Consider the following 21,482-nt stretch of genomic DNA (forward strand, 5'->3'; position numbering starts at 1 on the left):
CATGGCCAACAAGACGTCCATCAAGTCAGCGGCGGTCGCGAAGAAGCCCGCCGCCAAGCCTGCAGCCGCCAAGCCGGTCCTCCTCGCAGGCGGCAACCCGCAGATCCCGAAGGGTGATGGTGACGCTCCTGTGCAGGCCTACATCGCGGCCATGCCGGGCTGGAAACGCGACGTCGGCCGCCGCCTCGACGCACTCATCGAGCGCAACGTTCCCAACCTGCGCAAGGCCGTCAAATGGAACTCGCCCTTCTATGGCGTAGAGGGTCAAGGCTGGTTCCTCAACTTCCATTGCTTCACAACGTACATCAAGCTGGCTTTCTTCCGCGGCACGTCGCTGCATCCTGTCCCTCCAGGCGAGTCCAAGCACAAGGACGTGCGCTACCTCGACATCCGCGAGGACGACCAGCTCGACGAAGCTCAACTCACCGACTGGGTAAAGCAAGCCAGCCAGTTGCCTGGCGAGCGAATGTGAGTGGAATGCCAGTCATTCCCGCAAACCCGGTGCCGACTAGCGGTATTCATGTGACGGGCGAGCGGCAACAACCCTAGGAAAAGCGACAATGATGATGAAGAGTGGCTCTATGGAAGGAAATGCAGAAAGCTCTCCCTCTCAGCTGATAGATGCGAGGATCAGTGAGCTGGGCGATTGGCGAGGCAAGACGCTTTCCCATATCCGCGCTCTCGTCAAGCAGGCTGACCCGGAAGTGGTCGAGGAGTGGAAGTGGCGAGGCGTTCCGGTGTGGTCGCACGCCGGAATAATCTGCACCGGCGAGACCTACAAGAACGTCGTGAAGGTGACCTTCGCAAAGGGCGCCTCCCTGCCGGATCCTTCAGGCCTGTTCAACTCCAGTCTCGAAGGCAACACCAGGCGCGCCATCGATATCCGTGAGGGCGAAGATATAGATGAGAATGCGTTCAAGGCGCTGATACGCGCTGCTGCCGCCCTGAACACGGCCCGATAGTCAGCTCCGGCCGATATGGTCGGCTAGCGGGCCGAGAGCGGCGAGCAAAGCTTCGCCGGTGGCTTGCGTCGCGTTCTCATGCGGCGCGCGCAGGTTCAGCCAGCGTCTGTCGCCGGACCGTACCGCCAGCACTGCCTTCATCGCGGAGATGAGGCCGGCGTCCTGGATGATTTTGCGGAACGCCTTGATGGCGGCATCCGCGTCAGTAATGTCCTCTCCCGCCAGTGCTGCGTCGTAGAGGGCCCGGATCGCTGCGGCATTTAGATTGACCGTCGCCGAGATGCATCCCGCAGCACCGTTGGCGAGGCCTTTCGTCAGCTGTGCTTCCGAGCTCGGGAACACCGCGACCCTTGGGGCTGCCGCAATGACCGCCGCGGTGTTGTTCCAATCGCCGGCGCTGTCCTTGTAAGCCACCACGACATCCGGAAACGCTTGGCTCAAGCGGGCGGTCAGCGGCGGGCTCACCGGTACGCCGGAATTCTGCGGGATGTGGTAGAGGATCATCCTCATCGCCGGGTTCGCCACCCGTTCGATCAGCTCGCCATAGTAGCGGGCCTGTCCGTTGTCGCCGGCGGCCGTATAGAAGAACGACGGCAGCACCATCACCCCGGCACAGCCGAGCCCGACGGCATGCGCCGTCAGCTCGACGGTCTCGGCAAGTGCTGTGACACCGGTGCCGGGCATCAGATGGCTTGGCGAAATGCCGGCCTCGACCAGCCACTCCAGCGCTTGCATGCGCTCGCGCAACGAGACGGACAAGGCCTCGCCCGTGGTACCGAACGGCGACAGGAAATGCGCTCCCTGATCCAGCACCCATTTGGCGTGGGATATCCAGAGATCGCGGGCGATCCGGCCGTCGTTTTCGAACGGCGTCAGGATCGGTGCGATGGTTCCTTGTGGGCGGATCATTTGCGTCCTTCTAAAGCCGGCATCAAAAATGTCGAGCAAGCTACATGAAGCAATGTTGCTGAGTACCGGCCGTTCGACCTCGAAAGCAAGCGGCTCGCGCATAGGCGCGCGATTGTGATCGGGCGGCGGTTCTGAGGCTCTCGAGGTATATCCTTGTCACGGGATAACGTCGTCTGGCCGAAAGGGGGGTGACAAACGAGTTCTGCTGTTTCATCAATGCCGCCTTTTGAGGAGAAGCCCATGCGGAGGATCGGTGTCGGCATTATCGGCTGCGGCAACATTTCGGATGCCTATCTGAAGGCATCGCCACAATTCCCGGTGCTCGACATTGTCGGCGTCGCCGACATCAACCGGGCGGCAGCCGAGGCGAAGGCAGCGGCCTACGGCCTGGCTGCCATGCCGGTCGACGCGCTGTTGGCCGATCCGCGCGTCGAGATCGTGCTCAATCTGACGACGCCGCAGCATCATGTGCCGGTCGGCCTGCAGGCTGTCGGGCAAGGCAAGCACGTCTATTCCGAGAAGCCGCTGGCAACGACGCTCAGCGACGCCGAGCGGCTGGTCGCGGCGGCGCGCGAACAGGGCGTGCGCGTCGGCTGCGCACCCGACACCTTTCTTGGCGGCTCCCACCAGACGGCGCGGCGGCTGGTCGATGAGGATACGGCTGGGACCATTGTCGCCGGCTCTGCCTTCATGCAGGTGCCCGGCCACGAGCTCTGGCATCCCAATCCGGATTTCTACTATCAGCCCGGCGGTGGGCCAATGCTCGACATGGGACCGTACTATCTGACCTGCCTGGTCAATCTCCTGGGTCCGGTAAAATCCGTGACCGGGCAGGCGAAGTCTTCCTACGCCACCCGCACCATCGGTTCTGGACCGCGCCAGGGCGAAACCATCCGGGTCGAGGTGCCGACCCATATTTCCGGCCTGCTCGCATTCGAGAATGGCGCCGCGGTCTCGATCACCACCAGCTTCGACGTCTGGAAGCATGAACACAATCACATCGAACTTTACGGAACCAAGGGCTCGATGATCGTCTCCGATCCCAACCAGTTTCAGGGCGACATCAGGACCAGCCAGCGCAAGGGCGACTGGACGGTGGCCGATCAGATCCATTCGTATGGCGACGGCAATTACCGGGGCCTCGGCCTTGCCGACATGGCGCAGGCGGTCGTCTCGGGCAGGCAACACCGCGCCAGCCTCGATCTTTCCCTCCATGTCCTGGAAATCATGGAATCGATCATCTCTTCAGCAGAGATAGGCCAGCGTATCGACCTGAGATATGGCTGCGCCCGGCCGGCGCCGATGCAGGCCGACCTGCCTTTCGGAATTCTGGAATAGGGAATAATGCGATGAGCAAGACGGCACTGATTTTCTGGGGCGGCTGGGAAGGTCACACCCCGGCCCGGAGCGCCGAAATCGTCAAGGAGATGCTGGCCGGCAACGGCTTCGACGTGCAGCTGGAGCAGGGGACTTCGGCGCTTGCCGATCCGCAGCTGGGCATGCTCGATCTCATTGTCCCGGTGATCACCATGTCGACGATCGAAAAGCCGGAGCTGCAAAACCTGACCAGCGCCGTCGGGGCCGGCACCGGCCTTGCGGGCTTTCACGGCACGATGTGCGACAGCTTCCGCAACGAGCCGGAATACCAGTTCATGACCGGCGGCCAGTGGGTCGCCCATCCCGGCAACATCATCGACTATCACGTCGACATCACCAGGCCAGGCGATCCGGTCATGCAGGGCATCGACGACTTCGCCTACCGTTCAGAGCAGTATTACATGCATGTCGATCCGACCAACGAGGTGCTGGCGACGACTACTTTCACCGGCGAGCATCTCGATTTCATCGCCGGCGTCGTCATGCCGGTTGTCTGGAAGCGCCGCTACGGCAAGGGCCGCGTCTTCTACAGCGCGCTCGGGCACACCGCCGACGAGTTCGCCGTGCCGCAAATGCGCACGATGTTCGAACGCGGCGCGATTTGGGCCAGCCGAAACTCGGACCTTGGATAGCCGTTCAATCTGAACGCCACGTATCGTTGTAATCTCTCATGGGGCGGCCGCCCGAACGCGGACACAGGCACTGGACTGCGGCAATTGACTGCCATGGTAGCATCCAATACACCGGGGGCTCATCGAAAATTCCGTCGCTGGAGGTCGAATGGAGCAGACGTGGCGATGGTTTGGGCCGAGCGACGCAGCAACGCTTGCCCATGCCAGGCAGGCCGGCGCGACCGGTATCGTGACGGCACTGCACGACATCCCTTACGGCGAAGTCTGGCCGATCCACGCTATCAGGCAGCGCCAGGCGCTTATCGAGGCGGATCCGGCGATGGGCCTCAAATGGAGCGTCGTCGAGAGTGTGCCCGTGCACGAGGACATCAAGCTCGGCCGCGGCGATCTCGACCGGCTCTACGACAATTTCGGGCAGACCTTACGCAATCTCGGCGCCTGCGGTGTGCGCACGGTCTGCTATAACTTCATGCTGATCCTCGACTGGACCCGGACCGACCTGGCTGCGCCGCTGCCGGGCGGCGGACGGGCGCTCCGCATGAACATGCACGAGCTTGCCGCGTTCGATTGCTACATGCTGCAGCGCAAGGGATCTGAGCGCGACTATGCGTCCGATGTTCTCCAGCGGGCAAGCGAATGGTTCGAGGCGACGCCGGATGCGTCAAAAGAGCGTCTGCTTGCCAACATCATGGCCGGCCTGCCGGGCGCCTTCAAGCGCTATAACATAGCGGAATTGCGCGAAGTGGTGGCCGAGCAATCGGGCCTGTCGCACGACCGGCTGCGCGAGAACGTCGTCCGTTTTCTCGAAAACGTGCTGCCGGCGGCCGAAGAGGCGGGCGTCACGTTGGCGATCCACCCGGACGATCCGCCGCGCGATCTCGTCGGCCTGTGCCGGATCGTCAAGAACGCGGACGACATCGCCTTTATCCTGGACGCAGTGCCATCGGCCCATAGCGGCCTTACCTTGTGCACGGGGTCGCTGGGCGCCAACCCGGCCAATGACGTGCCCGCCATCGCCAGCCGCTTTGCGCACAAGATCAACTTCGTGCATCTGCGCAACGTCAGCAAGGACCCGGACGGCTCGTTCATGGAATCCGAGCATCTGAGCGGCGATGTGGACATGGTGTCGGTGGTTTCGATCTTGCTCGACGAGCAGCAACGCCGCCGCGACGCCGGGGAACCGGCGGCGCTGCTGCCCTTTCGCCCGGATCATGGCCACGAGCTGATCGATGACGCCGCGCGGCACACCCATCCCGGCTACCCCGTGATCGGCCGTCTTCGCGGCCTTGCCGAATTGAGAGGCGTGATGACGGCGATTGCCCATCAGCGCGGCTACCGGCTGCAATGACGGCGCCCCGCCTGCTCTGCGTCGGCGCGCTCACCTACGACACGATCTTGCGCCTCGATGTCCTGCCCTCCGGCGCCGGCAAGTTCCTGCCAAGCGAGGCCGTGCAGATCGCGGCCGGCATGGCAGCAAGCGCGGCCGCGTCGGCCAGCCGCCAGGGCGGGCAGGTCTGGCTATGGGCAAGCGTCGGCGACGATGCTGTCGGCCGCGATGTCATCGGCCAGATGGAGGCGGAGCGGGTCGACTGTTCGCTGGTGCGCAGGGTTGAAGGTGGCCGCTCGGCCATTGCCACCATCCTGGTCGATGCCGCCGGCGAGCGTATGATTGTGCCCTTCTACGATGCAGTCACGCAAGCCGATCCTGACCGTCTTCCGCCCGCGGATTTTTCCCGCTTCGACGCCGTGCTGGTTGATGTCCGCTGGCCCGGAGCCGCGGCCCTGGCGCTGGCGAAGGCTCGCGAGTGCGGCATCCCGGCGATCCTTGACGCCGATGTCGCGTCGCGACCGGTGCTCGACCGGCTGCTGCCGCTCGCCTCGCATGTCGTTGCTTCGCTGCCGGCGGCACGCATCCTTTGCGGTCCGGAGATATCCGCCGGTTCTGCCGTCGCCATTCTCGGCGAACGGACCGGCGCCTTCGTGGCGGTCACCGATGGGGCGAACGGCACCGTGTTCCGCTACTCGGGCAGCAATGACGTCCGTCATCTGCCGTCGCCGCGGGTCGAAGCCGTCGACACTCTGGCGGCAGGCGACGTGTTCCACGGCACCTTCGCTCTCGGCCTGGCCGAAGGTTGGGACGAAGAGCGGGCGATAGCAGTGGCCAGCGCCGCCGCCGCCCTGAAATGCCTGCGCTTTGGCGGACGTCTTGGCGCACCGACGCGCGCGGAAACGCTGGCTTTCATGCAAGGATCGACATGATGCCGAACACGCTTGGGCCGGCTCGGTGGAAAGAGCACGTCAAGTGGCGCCCGTCGACTACCATGGCAGTCGCTGCGCAACTGTTCGAGGGAGGATAAATGGCTGAGTTCAAAAAACGCGCACTGGTCACCGGGGCGGCCATGGGCATTGGCCGTGCTGTCGCCGAAAGACTGGCCGAGCAAGGCGTCGACCTGATCCTGTTCGACCGGGCGGGCGATCAGTTGGATGAGGTAGCGGCGCAGCTTTCGGCGCGCGGCGTGACCGTGCACACCGTGCTTGGCTCGACCGCCGACACTGAGGCCTGTGGCCGCGCCGTCGAGCTTGCCCGGTCCGCGTTCGGCGGGCTCGACATGCTCTCCCACAATGCCGGCATCCAGCGTTACGGAACGGTGGAGACCACGGACGAGGCGCTTTGGGACGAGGTGATGAACGTCAACCTCAAGGCTGCCTACCTGCTCTCCCGCGCGGCGATGCCGCTGCTGCGGCAAAGCCGCGGCGCCATCGTCCATATGAGCTCGGTGCAGGGTCTGGCCAGCCAGGAAGGGGTTCTGGCCTACAGCACGGCCAAGCACGGCCTGATCGGCCTGGTCAAATCGATGGCCGTCGACTATGCGCCGCTCGGCGTGCGCGTCAATGCCGTCGCTCCGGGTGCGGTCGACACGCCGATGCTGCGGGATGCGGTGAAACTCAACGATAAGCCCGACGAGATCCTGCGCATCCTCGACAATATGCATCCGCTCGGCCGTACCGCCCGGCCGCAAGAGATTGCCGCAGTCGTCGCCTTCCTGCTGTCCGACGATGCCTCCTTCGTCACCGGCGAGGTCGTACGCGTCGATGGCGGCCTGCTGGCGCGCATCGGCGGTTCTCCGCGCAAGGAATAACGTCGGCGCTGCTGCTTGCGCAGGCATTTCATGAACGGCTTGAAGCTGCAGAGCCAATAAGGGGTCGCCGATGGCAGGGCTTTTGGGAATGCGGACCATCACCGAGGGGCGGTTGGGCGAAACCGGCCCCGGCGTATCGGTCGCGGCGAGGACGTTCGAGGTTCTGCTCGACCAGATCCTGACCTTCCGCCTGAAGCCGCACGAGCTGATTTCTGAAAAGGCGATGTCGGAAGCCCTCGGCGTGAGCCGCACGCCGGTCAGGGAGGCGCTCGCCCGGCTGGCCGGTCTTGGCTTGATCGACATTTATCCGCAGCGCGGCAGCATGGTGGCGCCGCTCCGGATTGCCGATCTCGAGAAATCGCAGTTCCTGCGCGAAGCGCTCGAAGTCGGCCTGATCAAGCGCGCGGTCGAGAGCCCGCGCCGTGCTGACCTGCTTGCCGTGCTAAAAGGCGAACTGGCCGTCCAGGAGACGTTCGCCTCCATCGCGGACGACAGGCGCTTCTTCAAGTCGGACGAGCTGTTCCACCAGCATATCGCCAGTCATGCCGGGTTTCCCGGAATCTGGGCCGACATCAGCGCGGCGAAGCTGCACATGGACCGCTTCCGCTTCCTGTCTTTTCCGCGCCTCGACAGCATGTCGGTGGTCCTCGGCCAGCATCGGCGGATTGTCGATGCGCTTGAGCAGGCCGACGCGTTTGCGGCGGAAGAGGCGATGCGAACGCATCTTCGCCGCATCTTCGAGGTGCTCGAAATCGTCCAGGAGCGCTATCCCTATTATTTCGCGGCAAACGGCAGTGTGAGCCTGCTTTCGGCCGGCTCAATCCAAGCCTGAGCCTTTCTTGCGCGCTTCCGAAGGCGTCTTGGTCTTGCTGCCGGATTTGTCGGAAGCTGGCTCGGCTTTGCGATCTTGACCCTCGCCGCCTTGCTCCTTGCGGAGCTGATTTTCCACTACCGATCGCGATCCTTCCGCCGGGTCTTGTTCAGGATGAGTATCGGTTCCCGTCATGTCGGCTCCTATCCATTTTGATCAATTGCGTGCGGCGTGGGCTGACCTCCGCCGCCGGTTCTGTCGCGCCCGATCATCAGCCAGGCGGCGAACAGCACGACCAGTACGACCACGATCCAGGCGACGAAACGAGGCATCGGCCTCATGTCCCTCGCCGCCGCTTGCTGCCGCGTGCCTCCGGATCGGAGCCGGCCTCGACCGTTGGATCGGGCACGACCGGGCCGCGTTCGGCCTCGGAACCCTCAGCTTCGATCTCCTGCACGGCCTGATCCCAGTGCTCGCGCTCGCGTCCTTGCGGACGGCCTTCGCGCTCCCAGATCTCATGGGCTCGCTGCCTGATACGCTCTTCCCTATCCATGGCCTTTGCCTCCTCAGCCCCTAATCCGGCGATCGCTGGTTTGTTCCGCGGTGCCAGCGCCGTTCATCGCGGTTCAGTTGACCTGATCACCCAGCGCTCTAGATCAAACTTCGCGCCGAAGTCGCTTGGTGCGGGGAGAACAATCGTGTGGCAGCAACGCTACAAGCACGTATTGTAAATGCCGTTACAGCCGTCGGTCTTCGACCAGACCGCCCGTGCTTGCTGCTGATAATATTTGTATTGACGGCATGCTCGCCTTCCGACCAGGTCGAGCAGCAGTCGAAAACCGCGGCTTCCGCCACACAGACTGCATCGCTGGTCCTGGAGAGCTGGATCGCTGGGGGAGCCCCGTCGGAATACACGTCGCGCACTTTGCAATCGGCCGGCAAGGCGCTCGCCGATGCCGGTGCGCAAATCCAGTCCGCCAAGTCGCCTGAGCCCAGCGGGCAAGCCGGTCTGACGATGGCGGTTGGACGGCTTTCGGCAGCGGTAATTCGCGCGGCGACGGCCGTGCAGAACGGCAACCGCTCGGAAGTGGAACACGCGCAGCAGGATCTGCGGGCCGCCGCCGCCGATCTGAGCACGTCCTACGCGAAATATTTCGCGCCGAAATCATGAAGAAGCTGCTCGAAATATCGCTCGGCGTCGTCACCAGCGTTGGCGGCTTTCTTGAGGTCGGATCAGTGGCGACCGCCGCTCAGGCCGGCGCGGCGTTCAGGTTTCAGCTGATATGGGCCGTCGTCCTGGGCACGTTCTGCATCATCTTCCTGGTCGAAATGGCCGGACGCTTCGCCGCAGTTAGCCATCACACCATCGCCGACGGGATCCGGGAACGGTTTGGCTTCAACGCCTTTCTGTGGCCGTTGCTTGCGACCTTGCTGGTCAACTTCCTGGTCATGGCAGCCGAAATCGGCGGTGTTGCCATTGCGCTCGAGCTCGCCACCGGCATCGGCTTTCAGTGGTGGGCGCTGCCGGTCGCTTTTCTGGCATGGCTGTTCCTTTGGAAAGGCACGTTCGGATTCATCGAAAAAGGCGTCGCGATCCTCGGGCTGGTCACGCTGTGCTTCGTGGTTGGCGCAGTCATGCTGAAGCCCGATTGGGAGCAGGTCGCGGCCGGGGCCGTGCCCACACTGCCGGATCACGACGCGGCCAACTACTGGTTCATGGCGGTCAGCATTCTTGGTGCGTCGATCTCGCCCTATCTGTTCATGTTCTATTCGTCGGGAGCGATCGAGGACGAGTGGGACAAGAGCTATCTCGGAGCCAATCGGGCCATTGCCGGCCTGGGCATGAGTTTTGGCGGCACAATCGCTATCGGTGTGCTGATTGTGGCGGCGCTCGTGCTGGCCGCGCACGGCATAGAGCAGGTCGATGACTACCACCAACTGCCACTGATGCTGATTCCGATCTTCGGTTTCTGGGGATTTGTCCTGTTCGTTGCTTCACTAGGCATTGCCTGCTTCGGTGCCGCGCTCGAAATCGGCCTGCAGCAAGCCTACCTTGTGGCGCAGGGTTTCGGCTGGACTTGGGGCGAGAACCTGAAACCGCGCGACGACCCGGGTTTCAGCACCGTCTATACGATCTTGTTGGTTCTCGCCGCCATTCCGATCGCACTGGGCCTCGATCCGCTGAAGCTCACCATCTTTTCCATGGCGCTGACGGCCGCCAGCCTGCCGCTGACCGTGGTGCCGTTCCTCTTCCTGCTGAATGACGAGCGTTATGTCGGCGAGCACCGCAATGGCATGATAGCGAATGCCGCGGTCATCTTCATCATCGCGCTCGGTTTCGTGCTCGCGATCGTGACCATTCCTTTGCAGATATTCGGAGGCACGTGATGAAGTTGCTGCGCGACATCCTGGACAAGCAAGTAGTCGACCGCGAGCAGGTCAAGATCGGCAAGGTCGACGGGCTGGTGGCCGAGCTCAGGCCAGGCGAGCCGCCTAAAATCGTTGCGGTCGAGCTCGGCTCGATCACGCTGGGGCGTCGGTTTGGCGAGCGACCCGGGCGCTGGATGGCGCGGGTTGCGGCAAGGCTCGGCGGCAAGCGCCATGCCGAGCCGCACCGCATCGCCTGGAACAAGGTGCGCGACATCGGCGTCGACATCGAGTTCGATATCGACGTCCGCGAAACGGCGATTTTCGACTGGCAGGACTGGCTGCGCGATCATGTCATTGGGCGTATTCCGGGAGCTGGATGATGGCCACCGTCAATCTTGAGCAATTGGCTGGCAGGAATGTGCTTTCGCACGGCAAAAGCATCGGCCGTATCGAGGAGATACGCGCCGAACCGGATGGCGACGACCTGGTGGTTACCGAGTACCATGTCGGCATCTACGCGGCCTTCGAGCGTCTGTCCGCTTCGGCTATCGGCATTGCGGTCCTCGACGTCTTTCGATTGCGCAGTCGCGACAGCGTGTACCGCATTCCCTGGGACAAGCTCGACATCTCCGACCCGGCGCGGCCGCGGTTGTTATGCACGACGGAAGAACTTTCCGGTATGAAGGGGAGTATCGAGGGCGATAAACCGGAATGAACGATACTTTCCCGCCGTCGGAGAATGGGGTCCAGTGAAAGTCCTGGTTACCGGCGCCACCGGCCTGATCGGTGCCTCCGTCGTGGCACGCCTTCTTTCCGAAAGGCATGAGGTGATCGGATTGGTCCGCAGCCCCGGCGCAAACCGGGCCGGCAATTATCAATTGCTGGTGCTGGACATGGCGGCGGCGCTGCAGCCCGAAGACTGGCTACCGCATCTCAGGGGTGTCGACGCCGTCGTGAATTGTGCCGGCGTCCTGCAGGACAGCCCTCGCGAAAAGACGCGCGAAGTCCATCGCGATGCGGCGGCAGCACTCTTCCTCGCCTGTGCGCGGGCAGGGGTTGCCCGGGTAATCCACTTCTCGGCGATAGGCGTCGATCGGGCGCAGCCTTCGGCATTCTCGGCGACGAAACTGGCCGGCGACCAAGCGCTTATGGCGCTTGATCTGGATTGGGTGATCCTGCGCCCGTCCGTGGTGCTCGGCCGGCCGGTGTTTGGGGCCAGCGCATTGTTTAGGGGTCTCGCCTCGCTGCCGGTGCTACCGTCCATGCCCGGCACCGGCCGGCTCCAGGTGGTACTACTCGACGATGTGGTCTCAACAGTCGTCTTCCTTCTCGATCCCGACAGTCCGTCTCGCGTCGTGTTGGAACTTGTCGGTCCCGAACAGCTGAGCATGGACGAGGTCGTCGGCAGCTATCGCCGATGGCTCGGCTGGGCTCCTGCAGCCAGGTTTGTCTTGCCGGCGGCTGTTGCAAGGCTTCTCTACCGCCTCGGCGACCTTGCCGCGATGTTCGGCTGGCGTCCACCGATGCGCACCAACGCGGCCAGAGAGATCGCCCGAGGAGCGGTTGGAGATCCCTCGGACTGGACCGCCGCGACCGGCATACGCCCGCAAACCCTGGCGGGCTTCCTCGCGCTCAATCCGGCAACGGTGCAGGAAAAATGGTTTGCCCGGCTGTATTTCATCAAGCCTGCGATCTTCGTCGTCCTGCCCTTCTTCTGGATCGTGACGGGTATTGTGTCGCTGACCACCGGCTATAACGGTGGCATCGAGCTGATGCAAAGCACGGGGGCTGGCATCTTGTCGGCGCCGACCGTGATAGCCGGTGCTCTTGCCGACATCGCCGTCGGCGCGCTCCTAGCCTGGCGGCCAGCGACGCGAAAAGGCCTCTATGGCGGCATCGCGCTCTCGCTCTTCTACCTTGTCGTCGGAAGCTTCCTGAGCCCCGATCTGTGGAACGACCCGCTTGGGCCGTTCCTCAAGGTGTTGCCGATCCTGGTGCTGCACTTTGTGGCCTTGGCAGTGCTGGAGGAGCGTTGATGCTCTATTTCCTGCTGAAATTTCTGCATGTCATCGGCGCATCCGTGCTGCTTGGTACCGGCGCCGGTATCGCTTTCTTCATGCTGCTCGCCCACAGGACCGGCAATGCCGCGACGGTTGCGGCCGTGGCGCGTATCGTCGTCGTCGCCGACTTCCTTTTCACCGCGACGGCCGTGGTCGCGCAGCCTTTGACCGGAGCCGCGCTCGCCTGGCAGGCAGGCTACTCGCTGTCGGAGGGCTGGATCGTACTTTCGATCGCGCTCTATATCTTCACCGGAATGTTCTGGCTCCCGGTCGTCTGGATGCAAATGCAGATGCGCAAGCTGGCATCGCAAGCCGCCGCTGCAGGCGCGCCGTTGCCGCCGCGCTATCATCGGCTCTTCTGGCTGTGGTTCGCCTTCGGCTTCCCCGCCTTCGCTGCGGTACTCGGGATTTTCTGGCTGATGATCACTCGGCCTGCGATCGACTGGTGAAGACAGGCCGCGTGCAGCTGCCGGGATGAGCGATGACTTTCATTTCAGCGAATAGAGATAGGCCGCGATATCCCGCGCCTCCTGCTCGGAAATTCTGGTCGAAGGCATTGCCGTGTGCGGATTGATCTCTCTTGCGGCGCGTATCCAACGGACCATGTTTCGCGGGTTGTTGGACAATACGCCGCCGATATAGACCCGGGTGGCCAAGCTGGCGTCGAGGCGTGGACCGACCAGTCCCTGCGCGCCGGGCACGCCGGTGATCGTGTGGCATCCGGCACAGCCATTGGCCATGATGATTGGTATGGCGCGGGCGCCAACACCGCCGGTTGCATTGTCGGCCTTCTGCTCCACTCGACGGCTTTGCTCAAAGTACAACGCGATCCCGGCCAGGGCTGCAACAAGCACGACAATTGCCGCGGCGCCGAGGATGGGTCCGGACGGAGTGAAGCGCGATGTTGCGCGCACGCCGATGCTGCCAGGGGCATTGTCCGTCTTATGCGCGACCCTGACGAGGCGCTCCGGCCACAACGTCAGCGCCGCCCAAGCTGCGGCCAGCACGGCAATTGCCGTCCCGGTACCAATGACCAGCTTAGACAGCCTGGAGCGCATGCGACGCCTCCCATCTTCTCTGTCCACTTGAGCGAATCCACAGACCGGCCAGCAGCAACGCGGCTCCGCCATAAATCAGGCCGGCCGGAACCCACATCACCAAGCCGGCGAGCTGCTGGTCCTCGAGCGGGCTAAGGCTCCACAATTCCGCGCCGGCTGCGTTTACCGGGTACCACAGCCTTGGCGAGACCAGCAGCAGCACCCCGAGCAGGCCGGTGTGCAGCGAGGTGAAAAAGAGGTGCATGACTGCGCTGCCGTAGGCTTGTTCGCGGCCTGAACGCGGCAGCAGCACCCACCAGAACAGCAGCCCCGTACCAAAGAAGCTGGCATGTTGCGCATAATGCAGGACACCCTGTGCAAGCGCCGCCTCGAACAGCGCCGGAACGTGCCACGCCCAAATCGCGACGCCGTGCAGGAAGGTCGCGGCTAGAGGGCGGCTGACGGCGGCCCAAACGGTTCGAAGCACCTTCGCCTGCCCGGCTGCGCCAAATGCCAGCCGCAGCTTGGTCGGCAATGCCCACATCATCGCCGCCGCCGGACGGGAGGCGACCAGCAGGGGTGCCGCCACCGCCATCAACAGCTCGTGCTCGATCATGTGGGCGGTGAAAACGCGCTCACCCAATGCATGGAGCGGACTGACCAGTGCTGCCGCCAAAATGGCCCAGCCGGTCGCAAACAGCAGGGCTTGCCGCAACCGCAACGGGCGGCTGCGGGCACTCCGCCGCCACAGCCGAAAGGCGCCTGCCGCGTAAAGCAGTGCGACCATGGTTAGCGGCAGCGTGATCGGCAACGCCAGCGTCCAGCCGGCCTGCGGGGCGCCGGCACCGTAGCAGATCGAGGTCGAGAAGAGCGCGTCGAAGCTCATCGTAGGCAGCCGTCAACAATGAGCGAAGCCGCGCCTTGCATGACGATTACCAGCGCAAACAGCACCGCGCTGAGAATGCCGATCTTGGCGACGAAATGCTCGGTGCCGCGCGTACGATCCGGTTTAAAGGCGGCGCCACCTTGCTGTCGCGCCCGCCACGAAAGCCCGCCGCCGAGCAACGCCAGCACTGTCAGCACCAGCGCAATGACCGGTATGACGGGAATACCGTGGGCGCACTGCCACTCCACGAACGCATAATTCAGCTGCGTCGACACCGCCCAAGCCAAAGGCCCGGACAACAGCCCGCCCCATGATGTGCCCAAGCGAAGCGCACGCATCTCAGTCAAGCCTCGGCATCCAGTAGATCAACAGATAGATCGGGATCCAGGTCGCGACCACGAAATCCCAGTAGAAGACGTTGTCGCCAACGTCCCCGAAACGCCGGCCGCTATAGCCATGGCGCGTGAACATCAGGACCGTCAGCACCAGCGTGTCGCCGACGTCGGTAATCAGGTGCGTTGTGTGAAGGCCGAGCAGGACCCACAGCATCGAGCCGTACGCATTGGTATCCCAATAAATGTTGAGGGCCGGAAATTCGAACCACCGCACGACAAGCGGTGCGATACCGAGCAGCGACATGACGATCAGGCCGATGCGCACGGGCACCATGGCACAGGCTTCGGTGTAGCGGTTCAGTATGTGATTGGGCACCACGCTGGCGAGCAGCAACAGCGTGACGATGGTGCCCGGCCAATGGTTGGGCGGCGGCACGCCCAATGGCCATTTGGGCGACAGATAGGCGAGGTAAAGATAGGTGCCTGCGGCGAGCGCGAAGCCGGTGCCCTCCAGCGCCATGAAGGCGAGAGTGCCCCACCAGGTCGGGCTGCGCGGTCCGATCCCGAAGGTCGGGAGTTTGGAAAGATCGGCGGCAGGACGCTGTTTCATTCCTCATCCTCCGGATCGCCTTTCGGCCAGAACCAACCGATCAAAGTGATGGCGATCGGCCCGGCTCCCCAGACCACCGCCCACGGGCTGAAGATCGAATAGAGAAAGGTGGCGCCGACGGCGAGCGCGGCGAACAATGGCCAGATCGACGGCGTCGCCGACTTCTCGCGCACATCTGGATGCGCCTCTGCCACGGTCGAAATGACAAGTTCGCGCGCGTCGACGCGAAGCCCGGTCGCGACAGGCAGCGTGTCACGTTCGGCCCAGAGCGGCTCGGCGTGGGTAACCACCGGGATCCGAGCGAAATTATAGCTCGGCGGTGGAGAGCTCGTCGCCCATTCCAGCGTGCCGGCATTCCAGGGATTGTCCCCGGCCGGGGCGCCCCTCGAGGCGCTGTACACCAGGTTTATAGTGAACAGAACGAAGCTTAGGAACAGGATGACCGCGCCGGCTGTGATGAACAGGTTGATGTTGCCCCAGCCGAGTTCCACCGGATAGGTGTAGACCCGCCGCGGCATGCCCCACAGGCCGACAATGTGCATCGGAAAGAACGCCGCATTGAAGCCTAGGAAGGCAAGCCAGAAATGCCAGCGTCCGAGACGTTCGCTCATCATCCGGCCGGTGATCTTGGGGAACCAGAAATAGGTCGCGCCGAGCAGCGGGAACACCGACCCGCCGATCAGCACGTAATGGAAATGGGCGACCACGAAATAGGTGTCGTGCACTTGCAGGTCCAATGGCACCGACGCCAGCATCACCCCAGTCAGGCCGCCCGCGACGAACGTGAAGAAGAAGCCGAACACGAACAGCAGCGGCGTTCTGATTATCGGGCGTCCGTCCCACAATGTCGCCAGCCAGCAGAAGATCTGCAACCCGTTCGGAATCGCGATCAGCATGCTCGAGGCGGTGAAGAAGCTCGCGCCGAGCTTGGGCAGACCGGTTGCGAACATGTGGTGAACCCACAGGCCGAACGACAGAAAGCCGACTGCGATCAAGGCCAGTACCATGCCCAGATAGCCGAATACCGGACGCCGGGCGAAAGCGGCGATGATCGAGGACACCATGCCGGTAGCCGGCAGGAATATGATGTAGACTTCGGGGTGGCCGAAGAACCAGAACAGGTGCTGGAACAGCAATACGTCGCCGCCCTCGGCGGGATTGAAGATATGGGTGCCGACCAGCCGGTCGAGAATCAGGAACGTCGACGTGATCATGACCGCCGGCATGGCGAACACGATCACGAAGGAGGTGACCAGCATCGCCCAGACATAGAGCGGAATCTTGTCCAGCGACATGCCCGGCGCACGCTGCTTCAGCACGGTGACGATGGTGGCAACCGCGACCGCCAACGATGACACTTCGGTATAGGTGATCATCTGCGCCCACACGTCGGAACGCTTGCCTGGCCCGAATTCAGGACCGGACAGCGGCACGTAGGAGAACCAGCCGACGTCGGGCGCCATGTCGAGAGCAAACGACACCCAGGCGAAGAGGCCACCGGAGAGATAAATCCAGAAGCTGAATGCATTGAGGCGCGGAAAGGCGATGTTGCGGGTGCCGACCATCAGCGGCACGAGGTAGATGCCGGTCGCCTGGACGATCGGCACCGCAAACAGGAACATCATCGTCACGCCATGCATGGTGAACAGCTGGTTGTAGCGGTCGGGCCCGATCAGCCCGCGCTCCGGCCCCGACAGTTGGATGCGCATGGCAACGGCGCTGAGGCCACCGAGGCACAGGAAGGCGAAAGCGGTGATCAGGTAGCGCCGCGCGACAATCTTGTGGTCGACGCTCGAGAGCGCACCGATGATGCCCGGCGCCGTCTGCCATGTCCGCGCCAGCCAGCGGTCAAGGCTAGAGTCGTCGAGGCTGGTATCGCGAGGACCGTCGCGCTCGGGGGCCAGGTCTCCTTTGCCGGCCGCTGCTCGCTCGCCGGCGAGCCGACGCTCACGGGCCACGTCGGCGCTGCTCATTTCAGGCCCTCGAGATAGGCGACGATCGCATTCAGTTCGTCCCCGTCCAGTCGCACCACGGGCATGTGGGCGCCTGGCTTGATCCCCTGCGGATTGGCTATCCAGGCTGCGAGATTGCCGCGGCTCATTGTCAGCGTGCCGGCAGCGAGCGTTTGCCGGCTTGCGATATGGGTGAGGTTTGGGGCGACCGTGCCGCCGGCGATGGTGCCGCCGATCTTGTGGCACATCACGCATGGCCGTTTGAGGAACAGGTCGTGGCCGGTTTTGGCCTCGGCCGACACGGGGGCGGCCGCCGGCCGCAGCTGATCGTTCAGCCAGGCATCGAAGACGGGCCGAGGTTCGGCGATGATGAAGGTGCTCATATTGGCATGCTGCGCGCCACAGAACTCGGCGCATTGCCCGCGATAGACGCCGGGCTTGTCCGCCTTCAGATCGAGAACGTTCTCGTGGCCTGGAATGACGTCCAACTTGCCCGAGAGGTTCGGCACCCAGAAGGAATGGATAACGTCGGTCGAGGTCACCACAAGCCGCACCGGCTCGCCCGCCGGGATGTGGATTTCATTGGCGGTCGTCAGGATGCGGTTCGGCTGGTCGTTTTCGTAGCGCACCTCCCACCACCATTGATGCCCGGTCACCCGGATCGTCAGCGCCGCATCCGAGCCGATGGCGGCGAGCGTCCGGTTAGCGAAGTAGCTCAGCAGCGTCAGGCCGACCAGGATCAGGGCGGTAGCGGCGAGTGCGGCGACGACAATTCGCATCTTGCTGCGCTCGGCCGCAGCGTCGAGGACAAGCGGGTCGCCGAGCGGCGCCGCGCGCCGGGCCAATGGCACGATCAGCACGGCCATCACCAGAAGCCAGACCACCGTGCACAGCGCGGTGAACAACCAGATCAGCCATGCGAGTTCGCCCGCGGCCGGGCCCTTTGGGTCGAGCGCGGATTGCCAGCCGCTGCATCCTGCAAGGAGCAGGATGCAGGCCGTGCACCCGCACACCGTCCAGACACCGCGGCTCACGGCGACTTCCCCAGCGTCGCGGCGTCCGGCAGGCGATTCTCGGATGGATGGGGCATCATGTCGTCGTCGCGGCCCGGCGCGGCGGAGGACGGTGCGTTGCCGCTCAGTGCCCGGACGAAGGCAGCAAGCTCCCAGATCTGGTCGTCCGGGATCTTGTCGCGGAAGCTCGGCATGCCGTTTGGCCGACCGTCCCTGATCGTGGCGTGGATGCTTTCGATCGAGCTGCCATAGAGCCACTTCTGGTCCATGAGCGCCGGGCCCATGCCGCCACCGCCGTTGGCATGGCAGCCGGAACAGTTGAACCAGTTGAACAGACGCTTGCCCTCGCTGAGGTGGAAGGCGTTGGCCTCGAACACTCCGGCCTTGTTGTTGGACGAGGTTGGCCGCTGGCCGCCCGGCTCGAGGGCCGTGACGGCTGCCGGTTGATCGCCCGAGCCGAGCGCCGACTGTGGACGCGTGTCGCGTTCCTCACGCTGGCAAGCGGCAAGAACGAGCATCGCCGACAGCACGCATGGAAGGCCGCGGTTCATCGCGCTGCCGCCCCGGCGACGTCGAGGCGAGGCACGTCATATGCCGCCAGGGTTGCATCGATCTCGGCGCGGTGTTTGGCGAGCGCTGCGTCTACCTCGCTGCGCAGCGCATCGTCGTCGTGGCGCACGCCCATCGAGATGTCGTAGATCATCGGCAGCAGCGGACCGTCCATGCGCGGCGCAACCGGCGTAATCCGCAACGGTACTTTTTGCCTGGCACCGAAGTAGCCGGCCAACGGCCCCCAGACGACGGCCATATCGATGTCGCCATTCGCGACCGCCTCAATGATGCGCGCTGGCGGGTTCGGCGCCGAATAGTCGCCATAGACGGGGAAACCGACGAGATGGCCGACGATGCCGCGACTGCCAAGCGCCAGGACGGGTGGCGAGTTGGCGCCGTCGTCGCCGATCAGCTGGACGCCGATGTGCAGATCGCGCAGGCGAGGATCGTTGAAGGACGCGATTTCCGGCGCATCCCTGCGTGTCACGAAGACATAGGAAGACCGGTAGTAGGGCGCGGTGGTGCGCAGCATCTCGAGATTGGCGGGCGTGCCGGGCACAAGATCGCACAGGCCGGCCTTCAGCGTGTTGCGGACGAAGCCACGGCGCTGTGCCCACCATGTGTAGGAAACCGTTGCGCCAAGCTCCGTCGCGACGAGTTCGGCGATCTTGTTTTCAAAGCCCTGCCTGGCGGCATTGGAGAACGGCATGTTGTTGGGATCGGCGCAGATCCTCAATTCGCGCGCATCGGCAACGGCGGCGACGAGCGAGAGCGCCAGTGCGCCGACCGCGGCGCCAAACCGCCGGGAAGATTTTCTCCGTGCGCGCGCAACTCGGCCGGTCGTCTCAAGGGAGCCGGAACACATACAGCGTACCTCCCGGCGTGGTTACATCCTTCAGATCCTTCATGACGTTGACGAAGCCGAGCGCGGCGGTGGCGTCGCGCGGATCGAGATCGCCGGATACGATCGCGCCGGCCCAGCCGCCGACGCCCGAAAGAATCGCGACATATTGGTGCCCGTCCGGGCCGCGATAGGTGATCGGCTGGCCGATGATGCCGGACGACGTCTTGAACTGCCACAGCAGTTCGCCGGTCCTGGCGCTGACCGCCTTGAACCAGCCTTCCATAGTGCCATAGAACACGACGTTGCCGGCGGTGGCGACGGCGCCGCTCCACACCGGAAAGTTCTCCTTCAGGCTCCACGCCGGCTTGGCGGCGGCGACATCCCAGGCGGTAAAAGCACCGCGATTGCCGCCTGGTCCGGGGATCATGCGCACGTTCATGCCGACATAGGGCGTGCCGGCGATGTAATTTACCTCGACGCCCTCTTCGTCCATGCAGAGATTGTTGTGCGGGATGTAGAGCAGGCCGGTCTTGGGCGAGAACGCCGAAGGCTGCCAGTCCTTGAGGCCGGACGCGGTCGGGCAGATGTCGCGCACGACCTTGCCGGTGCCGGTCTTCTTGTCCGGATTTACAATCAGCCGGCCGGTCTTGAGGTCGACGCCCGTGCTGGAATTGACTGGCCCGAACGGGACTGCCGACAGGACCTCGCCTGTGGTGCGATCCAACAGATAGACGTAGCCGTTGCGTTCCGGTCGGACCAGCACCTTGCGGGGCTTGCCCTGCCAGGTCATGTCGAGCAGCACCTGTTCGTTGATGCCGTCGTAGTCGTGCAAATCGTGCGGGGTCCATTGATAGAACCATTTGGCTGCGCCGGTGTCGGGATCGCGGGCAAAGATTCCGGCGGTCCATTTGTTGTCGCCGGGCCGCAGATCCGGATTCCACGGACCGGGATTTCCGGTGCCATGGAAGATCAGGTTTAGGTCCGGGTCATAGGAGATCCAGCCCCACACATTGCCGCCGCCGATCTTCCAGGCGTCGGGCGGCCACGACGTCACGCCGAGATCCTTGCCCTTGTCCATGTCGTAATGCGGCTTGAAATCGGGGCCGATCAGCACCTCGGCGTCAGGGCCGGTATTGTAGGCCGTCCAGACGACATGCCCGTCGCCGGCGTCGAGCGCCTTGATCCAGCCGCGTACGCCCATTTCGCCGCCGGAATTGCCGACCAGCACTTTGCCCTTCACCACCAGCGGCGCCATGGTGATGGTCTCGCCGATATTGATGTTGCCGATATGGGTGTTCCAGACCGGTTTGCCGGTGGCCGCATCGACGGCGATGGCATGGCCATCGAGCGTGTTGAAATAGATGCGCCCTTCGAAGAAGGCTGCACCGCGGTTGACCACGTCGCAACAGGCAACTCCCTGCGCGGCGGGCTCGGGGTTGGGCTCGAATTTCCACTTCATCGGCGCGCCGGGCTTGGTAAGGTCAAGCGCATAGAGGATGTTGGGGAAGGGCGTCACGATGTACATCGTGTTGCCGACGACCAGGGGCGCAGCCTCCTGACCCTTGTTGACGCCGGTCGAGAAGGTGAAGGCCACTTGCAGGTTTTTGACGTTGTCTTTGGTGATCTCCGCAAGTTCGCTGTAGCGGGTCGAGGCGTAGTTCTTTGCCGGCATCGCCCATTGGCCGTCGTCGGGCGGAGCAGCTGCGGCAGGCGGATTTATCGCAAAGCTTGACGTTGACTGAGCAACCGCCGCGGTAGTCAGCGCGAAGCCTGCCAGCAGCGTCCATCCCAGCATCGCAGCCAATGGCCTCTTTCCCCTTTTGCCAGGCACCCTATTTTTCGCCGCCACCAGTCGCGCTTGCCTCATTGGCTGTCGAGTTTGCCGACATTGGCGCAGAGCTCCATTAGCTGCAGCTGCGCCGTGTTTGTTGAACACTCTCCAACGCGTGAGCGGCGCAGAAGTGCCAAATGCAACGAAATAAATGTCGGATT

General features: G+C 63.6%; 27 protein-coding genes. 14 read left to right on the forward strand and 13 right to left on the reverse strand.

The genetic code is table 11. The features are described from left to right. Position 1: 1 nt before the first annotated feature. Complete coding sequence (locus NKI17_RS29220; protein ID WP_352623159.1) at positions 2-472, forward strand: DUF1801 domain-containing protein; 471 nt, start codon at positions 2-4, stop codon at positions 470-472. A 91-nt stretch (positions 473-563) separates the two neighbouring features. Beyond that, a complete protein-coding gene (locus NKI17_RS29225) occupies positions 564-962 on the forward strand; it encodes a DUF1801 domain-containing protein (protein WP_352623196.1) in 399 nt (132 codons plus the stop codon). Here NKI17_RS29225 and NKI17_RS29230 read toward each other — a convergent pair whose 3' ends face one another. Beyond that, on the reverse strand, positions 963-1,871 hold the full coding sequence (locus tag NKI17_RS29230; protein WP_352907137.1) for a dihydrodipicolinate synthase family protein: 909 nt from the start codon (positions 1,869-1,871) through the stop codon (positions 963-965). A gap of 240 nt (positions 1,872-2,111) precedes the next feature. Here NKI17_RS29230 and NKI17_RS29235 point away from each other — a divergent pair, with 240 nt between their 5' ends. The 6 genes from NKI17_RS29235 (at position 2,112) to NKI17_RS29260 (ending at position 7,852) form a co-directional block, all read left to right on the forward strand. Then, positions 2,112-3,209 carry a Gfo/Idh/MocA family protein gene (locus NKI17_RS29235; RefSeq protein WP_352457401.1) on the forward strand — a complete coding sequence of 366 codons (1,098 nt, stop codon included), beginning with the start codon at positions 2,112-2,114 and terminating at the stop codon, positions 3,207-3,209. 11 nt (positions 3,210-3,220) lie between these two features. Next, positions 3,221-3,880 (forward strand): ThuA domain-containing protein, encoded by a 660-nt coding sequence (locus NKI17_RS29240; protein WP_352457402.1) that lies wholly within the window; start codon positions 3,221-3,223, stop codon positions 3,878-3,880. A 148-nt stretch (positions 3,881-4,028) separates the two neighbouring features. After that, the gene (gene uxuA / locus NKI17_RS29245) at positions 4,029-5,228 is read left to right on the forward strand and encodes a mannonate dehydratase (protein ID WP_352457403.1); all 1,200 of its coding nucleotides are present in this window, start codon (positions 4,029-4,031) and stop codon (positions 5,226-5,228) included. Further along, on the forward strand, positions 5,225-6,139 hold the full coding sequence (locus tag NKI17_RS29250; RefSeq protein ID WP_023676170.1) for a PfkB family carbohydrate kinase: 915 nt from the start codon (positions 5,225-5,227) through the stop codon (positions 6,137-6,139). The genes uxuA and NKI17_RS29250 overlap by 4 nt, the downstream gene beginning before the upstream one ends. Before the next feature lie 98 nt (positions 6,140-6,237). Then, on the forward strand, positions 6,238-7,020 hold the full coding sequence (locus NKI17_RS29255) for an SDR family NAD(P)-dependent oxidoreductase (protein ID WP_023676169.1): 783 nt from the start codon (positions 6,238-6,240) through the stop codon (positions 7,018-7,020). A gap of 70 nt (positions 7,021-7,090) precedes the next feature. Continuing rightward, positions 7,091-7,852, forward strand: coding sequence for a GntR family transcriptional regulator (locus tag NKI17_RS29260; protein WP_352569222.1), 762 nt, complete (start codon positions 7,091-7,093; stop codon positions 7,850-7,852). On the opposite strand, the gene NKI17_RS29265 is transcribed toward NKI17_RS29260, so the two are convergent. From NKI17_RS29265 to NKI17_RS29275, 3 genes are read right to left on the reverse strand one after another with little or no spacing between them, the layout of a single operon-like run. Then, on the reverse strand, positions 7,838-8,026 hold the full coding sequence (locus NKI17_RS29265; protein ID WP_156937321.1) for a hypothetical protein: 189 nt from the start codon (positions 8,024-8,026) through the stop codon (positions 7,838-7,840). The genes NKI17_RS29260 and NKI17_RS29265 overlap by 15 nt on opposite strands. 8 nt (positions 8,027-8,034) lie before the next feature. Further along, a complete protein-coding gene (locus NKI17_RS29270; RefSeq protein ID WP_280952094.1) occupies positions 8,035-8,163 on the reverse strand; it encodes a hypothetical protein in 129 nt (42 codons plus the stop codon). Positions 8,164-8,168: 5 nt separating this feature from the next. Continuing rightward, positions 8,169-8,384 (reverse strand): DUF2934 domain-containing protein, encoded by a 216-nt coding sequence (locus NKI17_RS29275; protein WP_023676165.1) that lies wholly within the window; start codon positions 8,382-8,384, stop codon positions 8,169-8,171. Between the two features lie 219 nt (positions 8,385-8,603). Between NKI17_RS29275 and NKI17_RS29280 the strand changes: the two genes are divergently transcribed. Genes NKI17_RS29280 through NKI17_RS29305 form a run of 6 tightly spaced genes read left to right on the forward strand, consistent with a single transcriptional unit; the run spans position 8,604 to position 12,710 of the window. Beyond that, the gene (locus NKI17_RS29280) at positions 8,604-9,002 is read left to right on the forward strand and encodes a hypothetical protein (protein WP_245274675.1); all 399 of its coding nucleotides are present in this window, start codon (positions 8,604-8,606) and stop codon (positions 9,000-9,002) included. Next, positions 8,999-10,219: an NRAMP family divalent metal transporter gene (locus tag NKI17_RS29285; protein WP_023676163.1), complete on the forward strand. Its 1,221-nt coding sequence runs from the start codon at positions 8,999-9,001 to the stop codon at positions 10,217-10,219. Before NKI17_RS29280 ends, NKI17_RS29285 begins: the two co-directional genes overlap by 4 nt. Continuing rightward, positions 10,219-10,581, forward strand: coding sequence for a hypothetical protein (locus tag NKI17_RS29290; protein WP_352907138.1), 363 nt, complete (start codon positions 10,219-10,221; stop codon positions 10,579-10,581). The genes NKI17_RS29285 and NKI17_RS29290 overlap by 1 nt, the downstream gene beginning before the upstream one ends. Then, positions 10,581-10,916 carry a hypothetical protein gene (locus NKI17_RS29295; RefSeq protein ID WP_023676161.1) on the forward strand — a complete coding sequence of 112 codons (336 nt, stop codon included), beginning with the start codon at positions 10,581-10,583 and terminating at the stop codon, positions 10,914-10,916. The genes NKI17_RS29290 and NKI17_RS29295 overlap by 1 nt, the downstream gene beginning before the upstream one ends. Positions 10,917-10,950: 34 nt before the next feature. Then, the gene (locus NKI17_RS29300) at positions 10,951-12,237 is read left to right on the forward strand and encodes an SDR family oxidoreductase (protein WP_352691132.1); all 1,287 of its coding nucleotides are present in this window, start codon (positions 10,951-10,953) and stop codon (positions 12,235-12,237) included. Beyond that, a complete protein-coding gene (locus NKI17_RS29305) occupies positions 12,237-12,710 on the forward strand; it encodes a DUF2269 family protein (protein ID WP_023676159.1) in 474 nt (157 codons plus the stop codon). The genes NKI17_RS29300 and NKI17_RS29305 overlap by 1 nt, the downstream gene beginning before the upstream one ends. A 39-nt stretch (positions 12,711-12,749) precedes the next feature. On the opposite strand, the gene NKI17_RS29310 is transcribed toward NKI17_RS29305, so the two are convergent. The 9 genes from NKI17_RS29310 to NKI17_RS29350 are packed head-to-tail and all read right to left on the reverse strand — an operon-like array spanning position 12,750 to position 21,285. After that, positions 12,750-13,319 carry a c-type cytochrome gene (locus NKI17_RS29310; protein ID WP_352691133.1) on the reverse strand — a complete coding sequence of 190 codons (570 nt, stop codon included), beginning with the start codon at positions 13,317-13,319 and terminating at the stop codon, positions 12,750-12,752. After that, the gene (locus NKI17_RS29315) at positions 13,300-14,184 is read right to left on the reverse strand and encodes a cytochrome c oxidase assembly protein (protein WP_023676157.1); all 885 of its coding nucleotides are present in this window, start codon (positions 14,182-14,184) and stop codon (positions 13,300-13,302) included. Before NKI17_RS29315 ends, NKI17_RS29310 begins: the two co-directional genes overlap by 20 nt. Further along, the gene (locus NKI17_RS29320) at positions 14,181-14,522 is read right to left on the reverse strand and encodes a hypothetical protein (RefSeq protein WP_352569438.1); all 342 of its coding nucleotides are present in this window, start codon (positions 14,520-14,522) and stop codon (positions 14,181-14,183) included. The genes NKI17_RS29315 and NKI17_RS29320 overlap by 4 nt, the downstream gene beginning before the upstream one ends. Before the next feature lies 1 nt (position 14,523). Next, complete coding sequence (locus NKI17_RS29325) at positions 14,524-15,129, reverse strand: cytochrome c oxidase subunit 3 (RefSeq protein WP_352691134.1); 606 nt, start codon at positions 15,127-15,129, stop codon at positions 14,524-14,526. After that, complete coding sequence (gene ctaD / locus NKI17_RS29330) at positions 15,126-17,102, reverse strand: cytochrome c oxidase subunit I (RefSeq protein ID WP_352907139.1); 1,977 nt, start codon at positions 17,100-17,102, stop codon at positions 15,126-15,128. Before ctaD ends, NKI17_RS29325 begins: the two co-directional genes overlap by 4 nt. Further along, positions 17,099-18,115, reverse strand: a complete 1,017-nt coding sequence (gene coxB, locus NKI17_RS29335) for a cytochrome c oxidase subunit II (RefSeq protein WP_352907140.1) — start codon at positions 18,113-18,115, stop codon at positions 17,099-17,101. The genes ctaD and coxB overlap by 4 nt, the downstream gene beginning before the upstream one ends. Continuing rightward, positions 18,112-18,645: a c-type cytochrome gene (locus tag NKI17_RS29340; RefSeq protein WP_352907141.1), complete on the reverse strand. Its 534-nt coding sequence runs from the start codon at positions 18,643-18,645 to the stop codon at positions 18,112-18,114. Before NKI17_RS29340 ends, coxB begins: the two co-directional genes overlap by 4 nt. Further along, positions 18,642-19,511 (reverse strand): substrate-binding domain-containing protein, encoded by an 870-nt coding sequence (locus NKI17_RS29345; protein WP_352569234.1) that lies wholly within the window; start codon positions 19,509-19,511, stop codon positions 18,642-18,644. The genes NKI17_RS29340 and NKI17_RS29345 overlap by 4 nt, the downstream gene beginning before the upstream one ends. Further along, the gene (locus NKI17_RS29350) at positions 19,492-21,285 is read right to left on the reverse strand and encodes a methanol/ethanol family PQQ-dependent dehydrogenase (RefSeq protein ID WP_352907148.1); all 1,794 of its coding nucleotides are present in this window, start codon (positions 21,283-21,285) and stop codon (positions 19,492-19,494) included. Before NKI17_RS29350 ends, NKI17_RS29345 begins: the two co-directional genes overlap by 20 nt. Positions 21,286-21,482: the final 197 nt, after the last annotated feature.

The organism is Mesorhizobium sp. M0816, from assembly GCF_040320005.1.
GTDB lineage: Bacteria > Pseudomonadota > Alphaproteobacteria > Rhizobiales > Rhizobiaceae > Mesorhizobium.